The organism is Nocardia anaemiae NBRC 100462, assembly GCF_001612725.1.
In the GTDB taxonomy this organism is placed as follows: domain Bacteria; phylum Actinomycetota; class Actinomycetes; order Mycobacteriales; family Mycobacteriaceae; genus Nocardia; species Nocardia anaemiae.
On sequence record NZ_BDAZ01000031.1, the window covers coordinates 91,257 to 106,993 of the forward strand.

Genomic DNA, 15,737 nt, shown 5'->3' on the forward strand with positions numbered 1-15,737 from the left:
GTTCTGCCCGCAGAAGCGGGAAACTTACCGGAAAATCCGTAGATTTTCCTAACGGGTCACTATTGATTGTGCCGTCAAATAGCGGCACAATAGATCTCAGACAACCTGCACTCCCGGCACACCCACTTACCGACCAAGTCCGGGCTCGGCGGGACGAAGGAGATATCGGTAACCATGAACCTCAAGTCGAAGAAGGTCGTCATAGCCGGTGCGGTCGCCGGTGCACTGGTGATCACACCGGCCGCGATGGCGATTCAGTCGACCATCGCGGCGCCCGGTAACCACAGCAACAGCAATGGCGGCGGCGCGCGGGGCGGCGGATACAGCAACAGCAACGCGGGCAACCGCCGTGTCGCAGACCAGGATCACGCCGCCTCCGGCAACAACTCCAGCCGCGGCGGCTACGAAAGCAACGATGGCGGACGCTGGGTCTGGGTGCCCGCCGAGGGCAACAGCCGCTGACCCACTCCCCCTGCGGCTCTTCATATTACGAATGCGACCGTCGCTCCATCCGGAGCGGCGGTCGCATTCGTATGTGCGCCGCATGCGATGGATCGCATCGGCGCACACCGCCTCGGATCAGCGCCATTCGTCCACTACCCGATCAGCGCCGTTCGTCCACTACCCTCCGCCGGTGGCCAACTGAACGCCCACACAGGCCGATGCCCTCCCGGGCGGCGCGTGCTGAGTTGCACGGCCCACCCGAAAGGGCATCTGCTGTATGGTGTTTCGCGGTCTGGTTACCTAGGTCAGGTTGCCGTCGACGCACAGGCTCGACGAGCGCCACGACGGTCCCGGCCGGTTCGCGGCCATATCGAAGGTCCAGCCCGAAATCGGCCCGGCCGCACGCCAATACAGCCCGCCGCGGCCGTCCGCAACGGCCTCGTAGATGTCCTCGCGACCCTCGATCAGCTGACTGCCGACGCAGTAGTCCATGTAATCGGTACCCGGCTGCTGGGCACCCGGACTGAACTTGCCCGCGGGATTGCCGTTGGTGCCCGGGTTGTACACGCTGCTGCGACCGGATGCGTAGCCCTCACGGTTCCAGCGCGCGAAGCCGAAGAAATCGGACTGGCACCGGAACGTCCAGCCGCCCGCGGCGATCGCCACACCCTGGGGCACGGCTTCACCGGCCCAGAGGCAGCGCACGCCGACATCGGCGTTGGCCGCGGGTGTTTCGGTGCCGATACCGAATCCGCCGACTCCCGCCGCGATCGCCGCAAGCAGGGACAGTGCTCGGATCTTGTTGCGTCCCTTGGCATTACCTGCCTGGTCGGGACATTCCGTAGGTTTGGGTGCGCCGCGCAGCTCGCTGACGTTGATCATCGACGTCTCCTTCATCATTGTCTCGCCCACCGGCCGACGTCGATACGGACCGACGGGAGGTGCTGATCCCGCTGCCTAATGTATCGCTATCTAACGGCACGTTAAGTTAAGTATCACCACATGTGGGAACAATGAAATGGGAAACGCCTGGCCACGGACATGCAGCAGCCACAAGTCAGACAAAAAATGCGCGCCTCGGCCTGTCAGGCTTCGGGCAGCGCCTCGTTGAGTTCGCTGTCCTGTTCGAGATACTTCGCGATAAAGCGGTTCACGAGCTCGGCGGTCGCCTGCCCCGGCCGGATCCGAGTCTCGGCCACCCGGTCGGCCAGTACCGCCGTATCCGCGGGTGTGCGCTCAGAGTTCTGATATGGCTCCCACGCCGACCGATGGAACAGATCGACGAAACGGCGGGCGATCCGGTCGCAGTCCGCGCGCAGCCGCTCCAATTCGGCGAGCAGCGCATCAACCGGCATGCCCGCGCCCTCCAACTGATCGAAGATGCGGATCAGCTGCGGATCGGCAATGCGGTAGGTCGCCGCGTCTACCGGTTCGTACAGACCGGCCGAGACCACGCGGGCCAATCCATGGGGCACGTCGCGGTAGCGCTGCTCGAGTTCGGTCGCCGCGATCGTGTCGCCGGTCGGCGGCGCGGTGGATTGTGTCGCACCAGGCTCCGCGACGCCGAGGATGTCGCCGAGATCGTCACCGCGATCCCATGCCTCCAGCAGTTCCCTGATCCCGTTGAGCTTGATCCCTCGGTCCAGCAAACGGCTGATCGTCTGCACCCGATTGAGGTGATCCGGTCCGTAGAAACCGGTGCGGCCCTTGACCTGTGGTGGGGGCAGGATGCCGCGCTCGGCGTAAACCCGCAGGCTGCGCACGGTCGTACCGGCCTCGCGCGCCAGCTCGTCGATCGTGTACTCCACGTCCCCTGCCATATGTCTAGGAAACCACACAGAAACATTACCCATAGGTAAGCATACGTCAGTGATGTCGGGCTCCTATGGTCAGCGAGGCGCTGTCAACCCCCAATGACGCCCCTAATCATTCCCGCTGTTGGTAATTCGTCCGCACCGAAACGGAGGCAACGGGCTTATCCTTCCGATATGACCGAAGCGCAGGCTTCTCGAATTACCGTGACGGAACGGGAACGGGCGCTGGAGCAACTGTCGCACCATCTCGGCACCGGCCGATTGAGCCTGACCGAGTTCGACGAGCGCAGCGCCATTGCCGCGGCGGCGACCACCAAAGGACAATTGGCGGAATTGTTCGTCGACCTGCCCGGGATCACGCCGGACGCACCGCCCGAACCCACCGGCAAAGCGCTGCAGAGACTGCGAACGATCGCCGCGGTGGTCTCGATCGTCGCGGTCGTGCTCGCGGTCGCCACCGGTAATTGGCTGTGGCTGCTGGCGGGCACCGGAACCATCGTCGCGTTCGTGGTGCAGCAGCTGCGCTGAACTCTTCGCCGAGCTACCAGCGGGTGCGCGGCCGAACCGAATTGGCCAGATCGACCAGCCGGTAGCGGTGCCAGCGATCCGGCGCGGTTCTGGCCAGGGCGCGCAGGCTGGTTTCCAGGCCCTGCCGAAGGCCCGCCGAGGTGACCGGGAAACCGAGGATCGTCCGATTCGGATTCCGCGGTCGCCCGCCGACCCGCAGCCACTCCAGGGCCGCACCGACCACGATGACCTGCAACTGCAGCGTTCGCGCATCGTCGGGCAGCGCCTCCAACCGACCCGCCGCCGTACAGATATCCTCCTCGGTGATATCGGCTATCGGCCGCGAGACCAGCAGCAGACATCCCGTCGTATGCGCGACGCCGTGATGCCGGGACGCGGCGGGTACCTGTTCGAGCACCTCGACGGCCTCCAGCAATTCGCCGTCGGCGGCGAGTCGACGGGCCAGGCCGAATGCCGCGCTCACCACGCCGTGGTTGGTCCGCCAGACCGCACGGTAGTGCTCGGCCGCGGCGCGGTGCCAGCGATCGGATTCGGCTGGGTCGTCCAGATGCTGCAGCACCAGTTCCGCGGTGGCGGCCAGGGCGAGTTCCGGTCCGATCTCGCCGGGCAGCATCCCGTGCACGGTCTCGAAATGCTCCCAGGCGCGGTGGTAATGGCCGTCGAGCAGCGCGGCGACGCCGACATACCACTCGATGCGCCAGTCCGCGCCGTAGTCGGGGCGCAGATCGGCGAGCAACTGGCAGGCCGGAACGGTTTCCCCCAGGTCCAAATAGGCGCGGACCGCGGTCAGCGGCCCCTCCAGGTCGAAGGACTCCGGTGCGACGATCGTGCCCGCGCGGATGCGTTCGTGTGCCCGGCGCAGTGCGTCCAGCGCGTGCCTCGGTTCGCCGTGCAACAGGGAGGAGAGGAGTTCCGCACTGGGGTCCTCGCTATCGATCAACGGCGTCGGCAGGGCCGCGACGACATCGCGCGCCTCGAGCACCGGCATCCTGGCCATGCCGTCGACGATGCCGTCGGTCTGACCGATCAGCGTATCGATGCCGAAATCGTCTCGCATGGAGCTGAATTCGACCGAAGGCTGCGGATGTTCCAGGCCGGTGTCGATCGCGAGCACCATGCGCAGGGCACCGGCGAGCTGACAGTACATGGAATACGCGGTCGGGAAGCGTCGCTCCGGCTCCGGATCGGTGGCACGCAACAGCAGGCGGTACAGACACGGATAGCGCGCCAGCAGCGGCTCCTCATCCGGTTCGGGTATGCCGCCGAGAAAATGCCCGTCGCGATCGCGCGGCAGATCCAGGGCGAGCGCCGCCAGGGTGCGGCCGACCGTATAGATATCCGAAACCACGGTGGGCCCGGTCTCGGTGATCTCCGGGGCCTGGTAGCCGGGCGTGCCGTAGATGCTGCCGTAGGAATCCATCGCCGCGACCGCACCCAGATCGATCAGTTTGACCTCGTGCTCGCTGACCATGATGTTGTCGGGCTTCAGGTCGTTGTATGCCAATCCGAAGGAATGCAGATAATCCAGCGCGGGCAGGATTTCCATGATGTAGGCGATGGCCTCGACAACCGGAATGCGCTCCTCGCCGCGCAGATCGAGCATCTTCTTCAGCGATTGTCCGCCGACGTATTCCATGACGATGTAGCCGTCCGGAATATCGCGGGCCGATCTGTGTTTCACGAAGTTGTAAATCTTGACCACGCCGGGGTGGGCCACCTCGGAAAGGAATTGCCGTTCGGCGAGCGCGACCACATGTGCCTCGAAGTCCAGCGGGTTCTGCAAACCCTTCAGCACGACCCAGCGATCGCTGACATTGCGGTCGACCGCGAGATAAATCCAACCGAGTCCGCCGTGTGCCAGCGACCCCTGCACCTCGTATTGATCGGCGACGAGTTCGCCGCGCTGCAGGGCGGGACGGAAGTTGAACGGCGAGCCACAGCGGCCGCATTCGCCGACCACCGCGCCCGGCTCGGTCGCGGTGCGGCGGCCGACCGGTTCCTGACATTTCCAGCAAAACCGTTTGGTTTCGGGCACTTCCGGATCGTCGAGAATGGCGGCGCGCGGGTCGATCGGCGCCACCCGCGGCATCGGCACCAGGCCCGCACCTAGCCGCCGCACGCTCGGCCGAGAGCGACCGCTGCGGCCGGAGACCGGCTCGTCGAGTTCGAGGGCTTCTTCGGCGCCCGTCGCCGGATCGCTCACCGGCATGGTATCGCCGGGCGATGAAGGCGGGGAGATCCGTTGCGTCGCAGGACGTTCCACGGTGCTGGGCCCGGACCATGGATGCTGGCGGCGTTGCGATGTTTCGAGTTTCGACATGCCGCGGGTAGCCCAGGGATGTGGCGTCCGTCGCGGAACCTCGGTACCGCGCATCCGCCGATTCGCCCATGGGTGCGGCAGCGGATTCTCGGAGGCGCTGGGTTGTTCCGGCATGGGAACCTTTCGAGCCTGGTGAATAGGGGACCCATTCTCTTCCGCCGTCCGCCGCCGCGCGCCTGCCTTGTTCCCGCCTATGGGAATAGCTCCGCCCCGGACATGTTGTCCGGGGCGGAGATCGGATTTCTACTCCTCGTCGGGCTTGTCGAGAACCACGACCGCGTCACCCTCGCGGCGCGGCCGCTCGGCGAGCACCGGGAACTGACCGGTGATGCCCTCGCGTTCCTGAGCGACCTGCAGCACCCGCTTGCGGGCCAGGAACCACCCGCCGACGAAGGCCGGAACCACGACCACGAACATTGCGATCACGGCACCACGCTGCTCGATTTCGTGACTGCATGCCATCAGCACGATGACCGTAACCAGGAACGCCAGCGTGGCGTAGCTGGTGTAGGGCGCACCGACCAGCCGGAACGAAGGACGCTCCGCCAAACCCTTCTTCGACCAGCGGAACAGCTGCAGCTGGCAAACCACGATCGCACCCCAGGCCGCGATGGTGCCCAGCGCGGACATGTTGAGCACGATCTCGAAGGCCTTGTCCGGCACCATCGCATTGAGCCCGACACCGACCAGCGCGATCGCACCGGTGGCGAGGATGCCGACGTAAGGCACACCGCCGTTGGACATCCGCGAGGCGATCTTGGGCGCACTGCCGTTCATCGACATCGAGCGCAGGATGCGGCCCGTCGAGTACAGACCCGCGTTGAGGCTGGAGAAGGCCGCGGTCAGCACCACCAGGTTCATGATCGAACCCGCACCGCCGACACCGAGCTTGGAGAAGAAGGTGACGAACGGGCTTTCACCGGCCTTGAAGACGACATAGGGCAGCAGCAGTCCGAGCAGCACCAGCGAACCGACGTAGAACAGCGCGATGCGGGCGATGACCGAATTGATGGCCCGCGGCATGATCTTTTCCGGGTTCTCCGCCTCACCGGCGGCCGTGCCGATCAATTCCACTGCGGCGTAGGCGAACACGACACCGGTGGTGACGGTGACCAGGGGCAGCAGACCGGTCGGGAACAGGCCGCCGTTATCGGAGAGCACGCTGAAACCGGTGGTCTCACCATCGACCTTGAAGCGGCCCGCCAGGAAGATGGTGCCGATGATCAAGAAGGCGACGAGTGCGACGACCTTGATCAGCGCGGCCCAGAACTCCAGTTCGCCGAACCACTTCACCGAGATCAGGTTGATGCTGACCACGATTGCCAGTGCCACCAGCGCGATCAACCACTGCGGTATCGCCTCGGTGGCTCCCCAGAAATGGACATAGGTGGCGATCGCGGTGATGTCTACGATGCCGGTCATGCACCAGTGGAAGAAGTACATCCACCCGACCGCGAAAGCCAGCTTCTCGCCGTAGAACTCACGCGCGTAGGAGACGAACGAGCCGGAGGACGGACGATGCAGCACCAGCTCGCCCAGGGCCCGCAGGATGAAGAATACGAAGATGCCGCAGACTGCGTAGACCAGGAACAGTCCCGGACCGGCCGTGTGCAACCGACCACCGGCACCAAGGAACAGTCCGGTGCCGATCGCGCCACCGATCGCGATCATCTGCAGCTGGCGCGGGCGCAACGCCTTGTGATAGCCCGCATCCTCAGCATGCAGACCATCCGCGGGCGCCGGCACTTCCGCGGAGGATTGAACGGTTGTCATGGTGGAGCCTTTCAAGTGACGGCGATCATATCGCTGCTTAATGTATCGCTATTCAACGGCACGTTCAATAGGGAAGCAAAACTTGTAACCACGCGGAAACGTCGCGGAGCCGCCATACCCGCCGTGACCTCGGCGTTAGTTGATCGTACCGTTGAACATCGGTACGCTGTATACGTTTACGGCTGATGGAGCGCGAGCATGGCATGGTTCGAACGGGAGTTCATCGCGGTCCCTGAGGGCCGCAAGAATCAACTGGTCTACAAGTGGCCGGATGTCAACATCCGTCGCTACAGCCGTGCCATCGTCAATGCCGACGAGATCGCCCTGTTCGTCAAGTCCGGGCAGGTCGTGGCCGCGATGGGCCCCGGTCGGCATCGGATCGATGCCGACGAACTGCCGGTACTCGGCGCACTCGTGGATACGCTGACCGGCAACAACTTCTACCGCGCCGAACTGTATTTCGTCTCCACCCGCGAGTTCCCCGGCATCAAGTTCGGCGGCCGCCTGGCCGATATCGCCGATCCGGTCAGCGAACAGGTCGTGACGCTGCGGGTCTTCGGGGAATTCGCACTGTCGGTGCGAGATCCGGCCGAACTGGTCACCTCACTCGCGGGCACCACCGACCTGAGCGTCCCGGCGACGGTGGAGTCCTGGAGCTCGGACCTACTGCTCAAGTCCATGAAAGTCGCTGTCACCCAGGGAATTTCCCGCGGCGACTGGCCGGTGCTCGGCCTGTCCGGACAGTTGGAGCCGATCGAGGCCGCCGTGGTGCGCCAGACCAATCTGACGCTCTACGAGTACGGCCTGCGCATCGCGCGTCTCGGCAACTTCGATATCACGCTGGCCCCGGAAGATGCCGAGCGCATCAAGCGACTTGCCAAGGACGTCACTTACATTCGGCTTGCTGGCGACTTCCAGCGTTATGCTGCAGGGGAATTGGCACTCGGTGCGGGCCAGGGATTTGCCCACGGCCATGGCAGTGGCGACGGATTCCTTGGTGCAGCCCTGGGTTTGAACGCGATCCAACAGCAGGCACCGAGCAATCCATGGCAGCGGCAGTCGGTACCCGCTGTCGCGCAACCGGTTTCGACCGGCACGCAGCCGGTATGTGCCAGCTGCGGAACCGAAAACCCCGCGAATGCGCGATTCTGCATGAACTGCGGTGACCCATTGGCGGCCCGACCCCGCCACTGCACCGAATGCGGCGCGGATCTCACTGCAGCAGCGAAGTTCTGCGGCAGCTGCGGCACCGCCGCCACGAGCTGACTACTCCCGCCGGTGTACCCGCCCCCTACGTCAGCTCCTGACCCACACTTCCGGCACTGACGCATACCTTCGACGCCGTCGCACATCGACTCTCCGCACGACACACCGGGCCTGAAATCTGAACCTCTGCGCGAGCAGTGCCCGAGCGTGAGCCACCAAAGGAAATCCCCGTCGTCCAGGCGAACACCGGGATCCACTGCGGAGGTATGGATCCCGATGTTCGGCCGGACGGCGGGGCAGCCGTTCACCGAACCCCGCGATCTCGGGCATTCGCCGAGACCGCGGGGCCGATAGCGGCTAGCTCGAAATCGGTGCTGCCGCGGCGGATTCGCCGCTGCTGACCATGCTGCGGACCTGGCGGGCAGCCACCGAAAGGGTGGCCAGGTCGTGGGTGCCCGCAGCGAAGATCTCGCCGAGGGAGGCACCGGCGCGGGCCAGGCGGGGGCGGTTGACCGACTCCCATTCGGCGATCTTGTCGGCGGTGCTCTCGTCCGGTTCGGATGTGGTGAGCACGTCCAGGGTGAGCGAGCGCAGCGAATCGTAGAGATCGTCACGGACCGCGAGCCGGGCCAGGGTGCGCCACCGGTCGTCGCGGGCGAGGTTGCTGACCGCGGTCAACAGCCGCTCGATCTGGAAGTGATCGTCGAGTGCGTAGTAGAGCTCGGCGACCTCCTCCGCGTCGCGCTCGGCGATATCGGCCACATCGAGGATGTCCAACAGCGGGAACAGGTGGATGAGCCGGTACACCTCCTCCGCCAATTCCGCGGGCGCACCCCGCTCGACAGCGGCACGCGCATTCGTCGCCAGATCCTCGGCGTGGGCCGCGGGCAGCCGGGCAGGCAGCATCTGGCCCGCGAGCTTGCGGACTCCGTCGCGGTAGCGGGCGATATCGGCACCGATGGCAATCGGTTGCGGGCGGCTGGTCAGCAGCCAGCGGGACACCCGATCGAGCGTGCGCCTGGTCTCCCGCTCGAGTTCGTCGCGTGCCGTGGTCGACATCGGCGTGGTCCGAATGCGTTGCCAGAGCGTGTGCAGATCGAAGATCTCCACGGCAACGGTGAAGGCGCGCACCGCGTCGTCGGTGCTCGCACCCGCCTCCTCCGCCAGCCGGAACGCATAGGTGATGCCGCCGTGGTCCACCATGTCGTTGACCACCATGGTGGCCACGATCTGACGGCGCAGCGGATGCCTGCCGATCGCTTCGGCGAACCGTGCCCGCAGCGGCCGGGGGAAGTAGGCCAGCAAGGCTGAGGCGAAGGCCGGGTTATCCGGCAGATCCCCGGCCAGCAGGTCATCCTTGAGCGAAAGCTTCACGTGGGCGAGCAGATTCGCCAGCTCCGGCGAGGTGAGCCCGGATCCGGCGGCGGCACGTTTTTTCAGCTCGGCATCCGAGGGCAGTGCCTCGAGCCGCCGATCGACACCGCGCCGGGACTCGAGGTCGGCGATCAGACGGCGGTGCACGCCCGCCATCGGTACCGCTTGCGCCCGCGAGAGCCCCATCCGGAAGTTCTGCGAAATATTGTCGCGCAGTACGAGTTCGGAGACTTCGTCGGTCATGGCGGCGAGCAGTTCGGTGCGGTCGGCGGCATCGAGCTCGCCGCTGGAGATGACCGCGTCCAACAACACCTTGATATTGACCTCGTGGTCCGAGCAGTCGACACCCGCCGAATTGTCCAGGGCGTCGGTATTCATCCGGCCGCCGTTGGCGCAGTATTCGACGCGGCCGAGCGCGGTCGCACCGAGGTTACCGCCCTCGCCGATCACCTTGGCGCGCAATTGGTTCGCGTCGACCCGCACCGCATCGTTGGACTTGTCACCGGCATCGGCATTCGTCTCGGTGGATGCCTTGATGTAGGTGCCGATACCGCCGTTCCAGAACAGATCGACCGGTGCGAGCAAGATCGCCCGGATCATCTCCGGTGGAGACAAGGTGGTCACGCTCGGATCCAACCCCAGTGCCTCGCGCACCTGCGGGCTGACCGGAACAGCCTTGGCGGACCGGTCGTAGACACCGCCGCCCACGCTGATCAGCGACTTGTCGTAGTCGGCCCAGGACGAGCGTGGCAGTGCGAACATCCGCTTGCGCTCCAGGAACGACTTCGCCGCATCGGGATTCGGATCCAGGAAGATGTGCCGGTGGTCGAAGGCCGCGACCAAGCGGATGTGCTCGGACAGCAGCATGCCGTTGCCGAAGACATCGCCGCTCATATCGCCGACTCCGGCGACGGTGAAATCGGTTGTCTGCGTGTCGATATCCATCTCGGCGAAATGCCGTTTGACGCTCTCCCACGCGCCCTTGGCGGTAATACCCATCGCCTTGTGGTCGTAGCCGACCGAACCACCCGAGGCGAAGGCGTCACCCAGCCAGAAACCATATTGACGCGCAACATCATTGGCGATATCGGAGAAGGTCGCGGTGCCCTTGTCGGCAGCGACGACGAGGTAGGTGTCGTCACCGTCGCGGCGCACCACCCGCTCCGGTGGCAGCACCTCGCCGGAGGCGTGGTCGACATTATCGGTCACATCCAGCAGGCCGGAGATGAAGGTGCGGTAGCAGGCGATGCCCTCGTTCAACTGCGCCTGTCGATCCGCGGTCGGATCACCGGTCGCCGTCGGCGGCTGCTTCACCACGAAACCGCCCTTGGCGCCGACCGGGACGATGACCGCGTTCTTCACCGCCTGCGCCTTCACCAGGCCCAGGATCTCGGTACGGAAGTCCTCCAGCCGGTCCGACCAGCGCAACCCGCCACGCGCGACCGGGCCGAAGCGCAGATGCACACCCTCGACCCGGGGCGAGTACACGAAGATCTCGAATTGCGGCCGTGGCCTGGGCAATTCGGAGACCGCATGCGGATCGAATTTGAACGACAGGTACTCCGGCGCGTTGCCGTCGCTGTCGCGGCGATAGTAGTTGGTGCGCAGGGTCGCAGTGATCAGCCCGAGCACCGCGCGAAGGATACGGTCGGCATCGAGGCTCACCACGGCGTCGATCTCGGCCTGCAGCCGTTCGGCGATGCCAGCGGCCCGCGCCGATGCCACCGCCCCGACACCCTCGGGATCGAAGTACGCGTCGAACAGTTCGATGAACAAGCGGGCCATGTTCGGCTGTGCCAGAAGCACACGGGAGATATTGCCGAGTGTGTAGGCGAATCCGGCCTGCTGCAGGTACTTACCGTATGCGCGCAGTATCGAGATCTGCCGCCACTGCAGTCCGGCGCGCAACACCAATTCGTTCAGCGCGTCGACCTCGGCGCTGCCGTTCCACATGGCCGCGAAGGCCTCCGGGAAATATTGCCGCACACCGCCTTCGACCGAGGACTCGTCGGCCGATCGAGTGAGTTCGTCCTCCAGGTCGGCATCAATCGCGGTGCGCAGCAGCGCCGCCGGGACGCGCAATCCGAAATCGTAGATCCACTTGTGCGTATCGTCCGGCAGGGCGATGCGGTGCGGCCGTTCGTCGACCACCTCGACCCCGAGACTTTGCAGCACCGGAAGCACCCGGCTCAGCGAGACGCCCTCGCCCGCGACATAGAGGGTGAAGCGCCAATCCCCCGACGGTGATTCGGCATTCCGATACAGATTCGTATCGATGGCGCCGTCCGCGAGACGGTCCAGCCGCTGCAGATCGACCAGCGCGTGCTCCGGTTCGTACTCCTGCTGGTAGCCGACCGGGAAGGCGCTCGCGTAGGCATTGGCGACCTTCGACGAGATCGCGGGCACCCCCGTCGCGGCCGCCACCAACCGGTCGGCCCAACTGCGAGTGGTCGCGAAGAGCAGCTCCTGGATGCGCTCGCGATTGGATTCGGAGATATCGGCGGGCTCCGCGTCGGGACCGCGATGCACCGTGAAATACACCACGGCCAATTCGGATTCGCTCGCTCGCGCGGAGTACGCGACCTGTTCGCCGTCGAATTCCGCGCGCAGGATCTCCTCCATGCGCAGCCGGACCTCGGTCGAGTACCGATCGCGGGGCAGGTAGACCAGGCAGTAGACCGCACCGCTGCGCCCATCGCGCCGGATGAACAGGCGGACCTGCCTGCGCAGCCCCAAATTCATGACCGCGGAGACGGTTTCGAACAGCCGCCGAGCGTCGGTGGAGAACAGTTCCACCCGCGGGAAGGACTGCATCATCTCCAGCATCGCCTGCCCGGAGAACGAATTGAGTTCGAAGCCCGCCCATTCGATGACCTGGTGCACGCGTCGGGAGATGACCGGGATATCGAGGATGTTCTCATGCAGACCGGTCACCGTGAACGAGCCGACGAAGACGTGCTCGCCCTGCACCGGGCCGACACCGGCACCGCCGGAGCCACCACTGCCGTAATCGGCGACGCTGACGAAGTACAGCTCACCCGATCCCGGGATCAGCGCATCCACCGACCCGTTGGCCAGCCGCAGGACGGGCCGGGTGTTGCCGAGCACGGGGACATCGAGGTCGACGTTCGAACCGTTCCAGAGCACGCCGAGGCCGGTGCCGGGCACCTGCTGCGGTTCGCTACCGCCATCGGTGCGGCTGCTTCGGTAATACCCGTAGCCGAGCACCGTGAAATGCCCTTCGGCCAACCAGCGCAACAACTTCGCGCATTCGGGCACCTCCGGATCGTCGGAGCGGTGCGCGATATGGTCGAGCCGACCCGCCAGCGCGACCATCGCGTTCGCCATGCCCGGCGTATCGTCGACGACCTTGCGCAGCACCCGCAGCAGCGCGGGCAGCTCGCGGTCGATCCGGTCCAGCAAGGCGGTGCTTACGCCAGCGGCCAGCTGCACATGGATCCACGATTCGGTGACAGTATGACTGCCGCTCGCCGGGACGGTATCGGGCTCCTTTGCGGCGATCGCCCGCAACCGCCCGCGGCGGTCCCGCGCGATATCGAAGACCGGGTGGACGACCTCGGTCACCGCGGCACCGAGACGGCGCAGCGCGGTGGTCACCGAATCGACCAGCAGCGGCATATCGTCATTGACGATCTGGATGGCCGCACCGAGTCCACTGCCGTCATCCGGGCGGTACACCCGGGTGATGGCCGCACCGGGCAACCGAATGGCTGCCAGTTCCAAGTGGTTTCGGAAGATTTGTTCGGCCCGATCGGTGATCGTCGGCGCGGTGGCGCCCGGCTGGATCCAACGGAAGTAGGCCGCCTCCAGATCGGTCGGATCGTCGCGGAACCGTTTGAATGAAATCGTCTGCTGGGTGGTTGCCACCATCGACTCGTGCCTTCCCGAGATCTGAGCCCGTAACCGTACGGTTCCCATACATTACATGGTTTGATGTGCCGTTGTATAGCGGTACGTTAAATGCGTAGAACATTGGTGAAAGAGATCGGCACTGGTCAAGTGCAGTGACCGGCCGGAGCCCGGTCGGTCAGGGGGTTAGACCGGATCGTGACATGAAGGTCTGAGCGGCCGCACGTCCGGTGAAGGCACCCGTCTCTACCCGAAGTCCGACAAGGGTATTCGCGTACCGCAGAGTTGCCGACGGACTGATCGCCACGAAGACGACACCGTCGGCCAGCACAGTACCGCCCGCCGTCCGCCAATTGCGCACGGTATCGGCCCGGCGCTCTGGCGGATCAAGTGCCACCGAGAGCGTCAGATCCCGGCCACCGGTGATTCCACCCGCGAGCATCGGATCGGCCGCCGGAACGACACAGTTCTCGGCCGAGGAATCGACCGGCTGACAGGAGGCGGCCGCACGCAATTGGCTCGGCAGCGCCTGATCGACACCGAGATCGGCCATCGAGGACAGCGGCGTCGAACACGAACGCACGACCGTGAAGCCGAGGCCGAGGACCATGGTCACGATGGCCGCGATCGCGGCACCCCACTGCCAGCGCGGATACTCCTTGGCGACAAGCTTTTCCGCACCCGAGGCCGCATTCTCCGCGCCCGCCACCGCATCCCCGGTCGCCGCCACGGCCCGCTCGGCACCCACGACCACCCGTTCGACGTCCTCCGGATACCGGGTCAGGCTCGATAGTCGACGCACCGCGGATAGCGGCGCACCGCAATGCCCGCATTGCGCTGGATTACCGATATTGCGGTGGGAGCAGTACTCGCAGACCAACTCGGCTACTGACATGGCAGCGGCCTCAGTGCCCGGTGATCACGATGGAAGAAATCGCGATGGTATTGATTGTCGGATCACCCTTCGATTCCTGAACCGTCAGTACGATCTTCGACGCCTGCACGGGCGCCTCGAACTTGGTGACGACCAGGGTGCGCTGATCGAGGGTCTGCTGGGTATAGGCCGTCTTGTTCGGATCGTCGAAGATATACCGAACCCGGCTGGCGGTGCGGTATTTCGTCCACTGGTCCACACCGTCGCTGCCGACACTGTCCCAGCCGGGGACGATGCCGATCGAATCGATCTGATAGGTCTTGCCGAGATCGATGGTCAGCACCTGCCCGTCGACCTTGTATGCGCGCGGGCATGACCAGGCCTTGCCCTGCTGGCCACCGAAGGCGTCCATACCCGGTGTACCGCCTGGTGGGCAGTTGGCAGTGGCGGATTTCGGGGTGATCGTTCCGGACGCGGGCGAGGACGATTCCGGTTTCGATGTCGGGGCGGGCGCGGTCGCCGAGGGAGTGATGACCGCGATACGATCCGGCGCCTTCGAATCGTCCTTCCCACCGGTGGAAACCAACGCGATGATCAGCAATAGAACCAACACACCGCAGATCGCCAACGCGACTTTGGGATTCTTGAGCTTCTTCGCCAGCAAGGCGATCTGCTCCGCGGTGTCGGGTCTGCGCGTCTTGGCGGTTCCGGATGCCGACCGCGCCGGTTCCTCGGGCGGCGGCTGCTTCGCCGAGACTTCGGAGTAGTCCGCCGAAAAGTCCAGTCCCGGTGCCGCATCCGGCTGCTGCCCGTTCAGCAGCGCGATGATCCGCTCACTGGCCTTCGGCCCATCGGAGGATCGCCGCGGCGGCAACTCCGCGTCGGACATCCCGCCCTGGGCGGAACCGGCCGCCACCGCGGCACTGGAGTACGGATCATCACCGAAACCCAGTTCCCCGAATTCCGGATCGCCGACCAGGGGTCCGCTCGGCACGGATTCGGATGCCGGATCACTTTCCCCGAACGAGGGATCCGAGAGCAACGCATCCAGGACAGCGCCTCGATGGCGGAGAATGACATCTCCCGGATCCTCGCCAGCCATGGTCGGGATCGTATCCAGACCGGCCACAGCACGGCTCAGCGTTATTCCCGGTGGCGGGAATAACGTTGTCAGCGGTTTTTCTGCTCGGTGACGAAATGTTCTGGCGGCACGTCGAATACCCGCGCCAAGGCGATGATCAGATCGAGCCGGGGCACCGCGTCACCATGAATGAGCCGATACAGACCCGACTGGGAAACCGGAACATCCGGGTACGCCTGTTCCAGGTGCTGGGCCAGTGAATAGAGCGTCAGCGACCGCGTCGACCCGTCCTCGGTCGATACCACCGATTCCGCGATCAATTCCGACAGCCGACTCGAGAAGATCGCTACCGCGGCCTGTCTCGGGGTCAGTGCCTCCCCACTGTCCTCCTGCACATATTCGCCGTCATTCGGCTGGGAGTCCACAACCACGCTGATAGACACTACCTGTCTC

11 protein-coding genes are annotated in these 15,737 nt (G+C 65.1%); 3 read left to right on the forward strand and 8 right to left on the reverse strand.

Annotated elements, in window-relative coordinates; genetic code table 11:
* Positions 1–174: 174 nt before the first annotated feature.
* Positions 175–462, forward strand: a complete 288-nt coding sequence (locus NA5_RS19765) for a hypothetical protein (RefSeq protein WP_062988180.1) — start codon at positions 175–177, stop codon at positions 460–462.
* A gap of 282 nt (positions 463–744) precedes the next feature.
* Here NA5_RS19765 and NA5_RS19770 read toward each other — a convergent pair whose 3' ends face one another.
* Both NA5_RS19770 and NA5_RS19775 read right to left on the reverse strand, forming a co-directional pair.
* A complete protein-coding gene (locus NA5_RS19770) occupies positions 745–1,326 on the reverse strand; it encodes a hypothetical protein (protein ID WP_157110529.1) in 582 nt (193 codons plus the stop codon).
* Positions 1,327–1,529: 203 nt separating this feature from the next.
* Entirely contained in the window at positions 1,530–2,264 is a 735-nt protein-coding gene (locus tag NA5_RS19775) for a MerR family transcriptional regulator (RefSeq protein WP_062988184.1), read from the reverse strand.
* A gap of 168 nt (positions 2,265–2,432) precedes the next feature.
* Here NA5_RS19775 and NA5_RS19780 point away from each other — a divergent pair, with 168 nt between their 5' ends.
* Positions 2,433–2,786 (forward strand): DUF1707 SHOCT-like domain-containing protein, encoded by a 354-nt coding sequence (locus tag NA5_RS19780; RefSeq protein ID WP_062988186.1) that lies wholly within the window; start codon positions 2,433–2,435, stop codon positions 2,784–2,786.
* A 13-nt stretch (positions 2,787–2,799) separates the two neighbouring features.
* On the opposite strand, the gene NA5_RS19785 is transcribed toward NA5_RS19780, so the two are convergent.
* A complete protein-coding gene (locus NA5_RS19785) occupies positions 2,800–4,995 on the reverse strand; it encodes a serine/threonine-protein kinase (protein WP_245672308.1) in 2,196 nt (731 codons plus the stop codon).
* Positions 4,996–5,349: 354 nt separating this feature from the next.
* Positions 5,350–6,879, reverse strand: a complete 1,530-nt coding sequence (locus NA5_RS19790; RefSeq protein ID WP_062988190.1) for an amino acid permease — start codon at positions 6,877–6,879, stop codon at positions 5,350–5,352.
* Between the two features lie 198 nt (positions 6,880–7,077).
* On the opposite strand from NA5_RS19790, the gene NA5_RS19795 reads away from it, so the two are divergent.
* The gene (locus NA5_RS19795; RefSeq protein ID WP_062988192.1) at positions 7,078–8,145 is read left to right on the forward strand and encodes an SPFH domain-containing protein; all 1,068 of its coding nucleotides are present in this window, start codon (positions 7,078–7,080) and stop codon (positions 8,143–8,145) included.
* Between the two features lie 297 nt (positions 8,146–8,442).
* Here the strand turns inward: NA5_RS19795 and NA5_RS19800 are convergent, their stop codons facing one another.
* From NA5_RS19800 to NA5_RS19815, 4 genes are all read right to left on the reverse strand, one after another.
* Positions 8,443–13,350, reverse strand: coding sequence for an NAD-glutamate dehydrogenase (locus NA5_RS19800; protein ID WP_062988194.1), 4,908 nt, complete (start codon positions 13,348–13,350; stop codon positions 8,443–8,445).
* Between the two features lie 157 nt (positions 13,351–13,507).
* A complete protein-coding gene (locus NA5_RS19805) occupies positions 13,508–14,224 on the reverse strand; it encodes a hypothetical protein (RefSeq protein WP_157110530.1) in 717 nt (238 codons plus the stop codon).
* Between the two features lie 10 nt (positions 14,225–14,234).
* Entirely contained in the window at positions 14,235–15,305 is a 1,071-nt protein-coding gene (locus NA5_RS19810) for a discoidin domain-containing protein (protein ID WP_157110531.1), read from the reverse strand.
* Positions 15,306–15,373: 68 nt separating this feature from the next.
* Complete coding sequence (locus tag NA5_RS19815; protein WP_062988200.1) at positions 15,374–15,727, reverse strand: helix-turn-helix domain-containing protein; 354 nt, start codon at positions 15,725–15,727, stop codon at positions 15,374–15,376.
* Between the last annotated feature and the right edge of the window lie 10 nt (positions 15,728–15,737).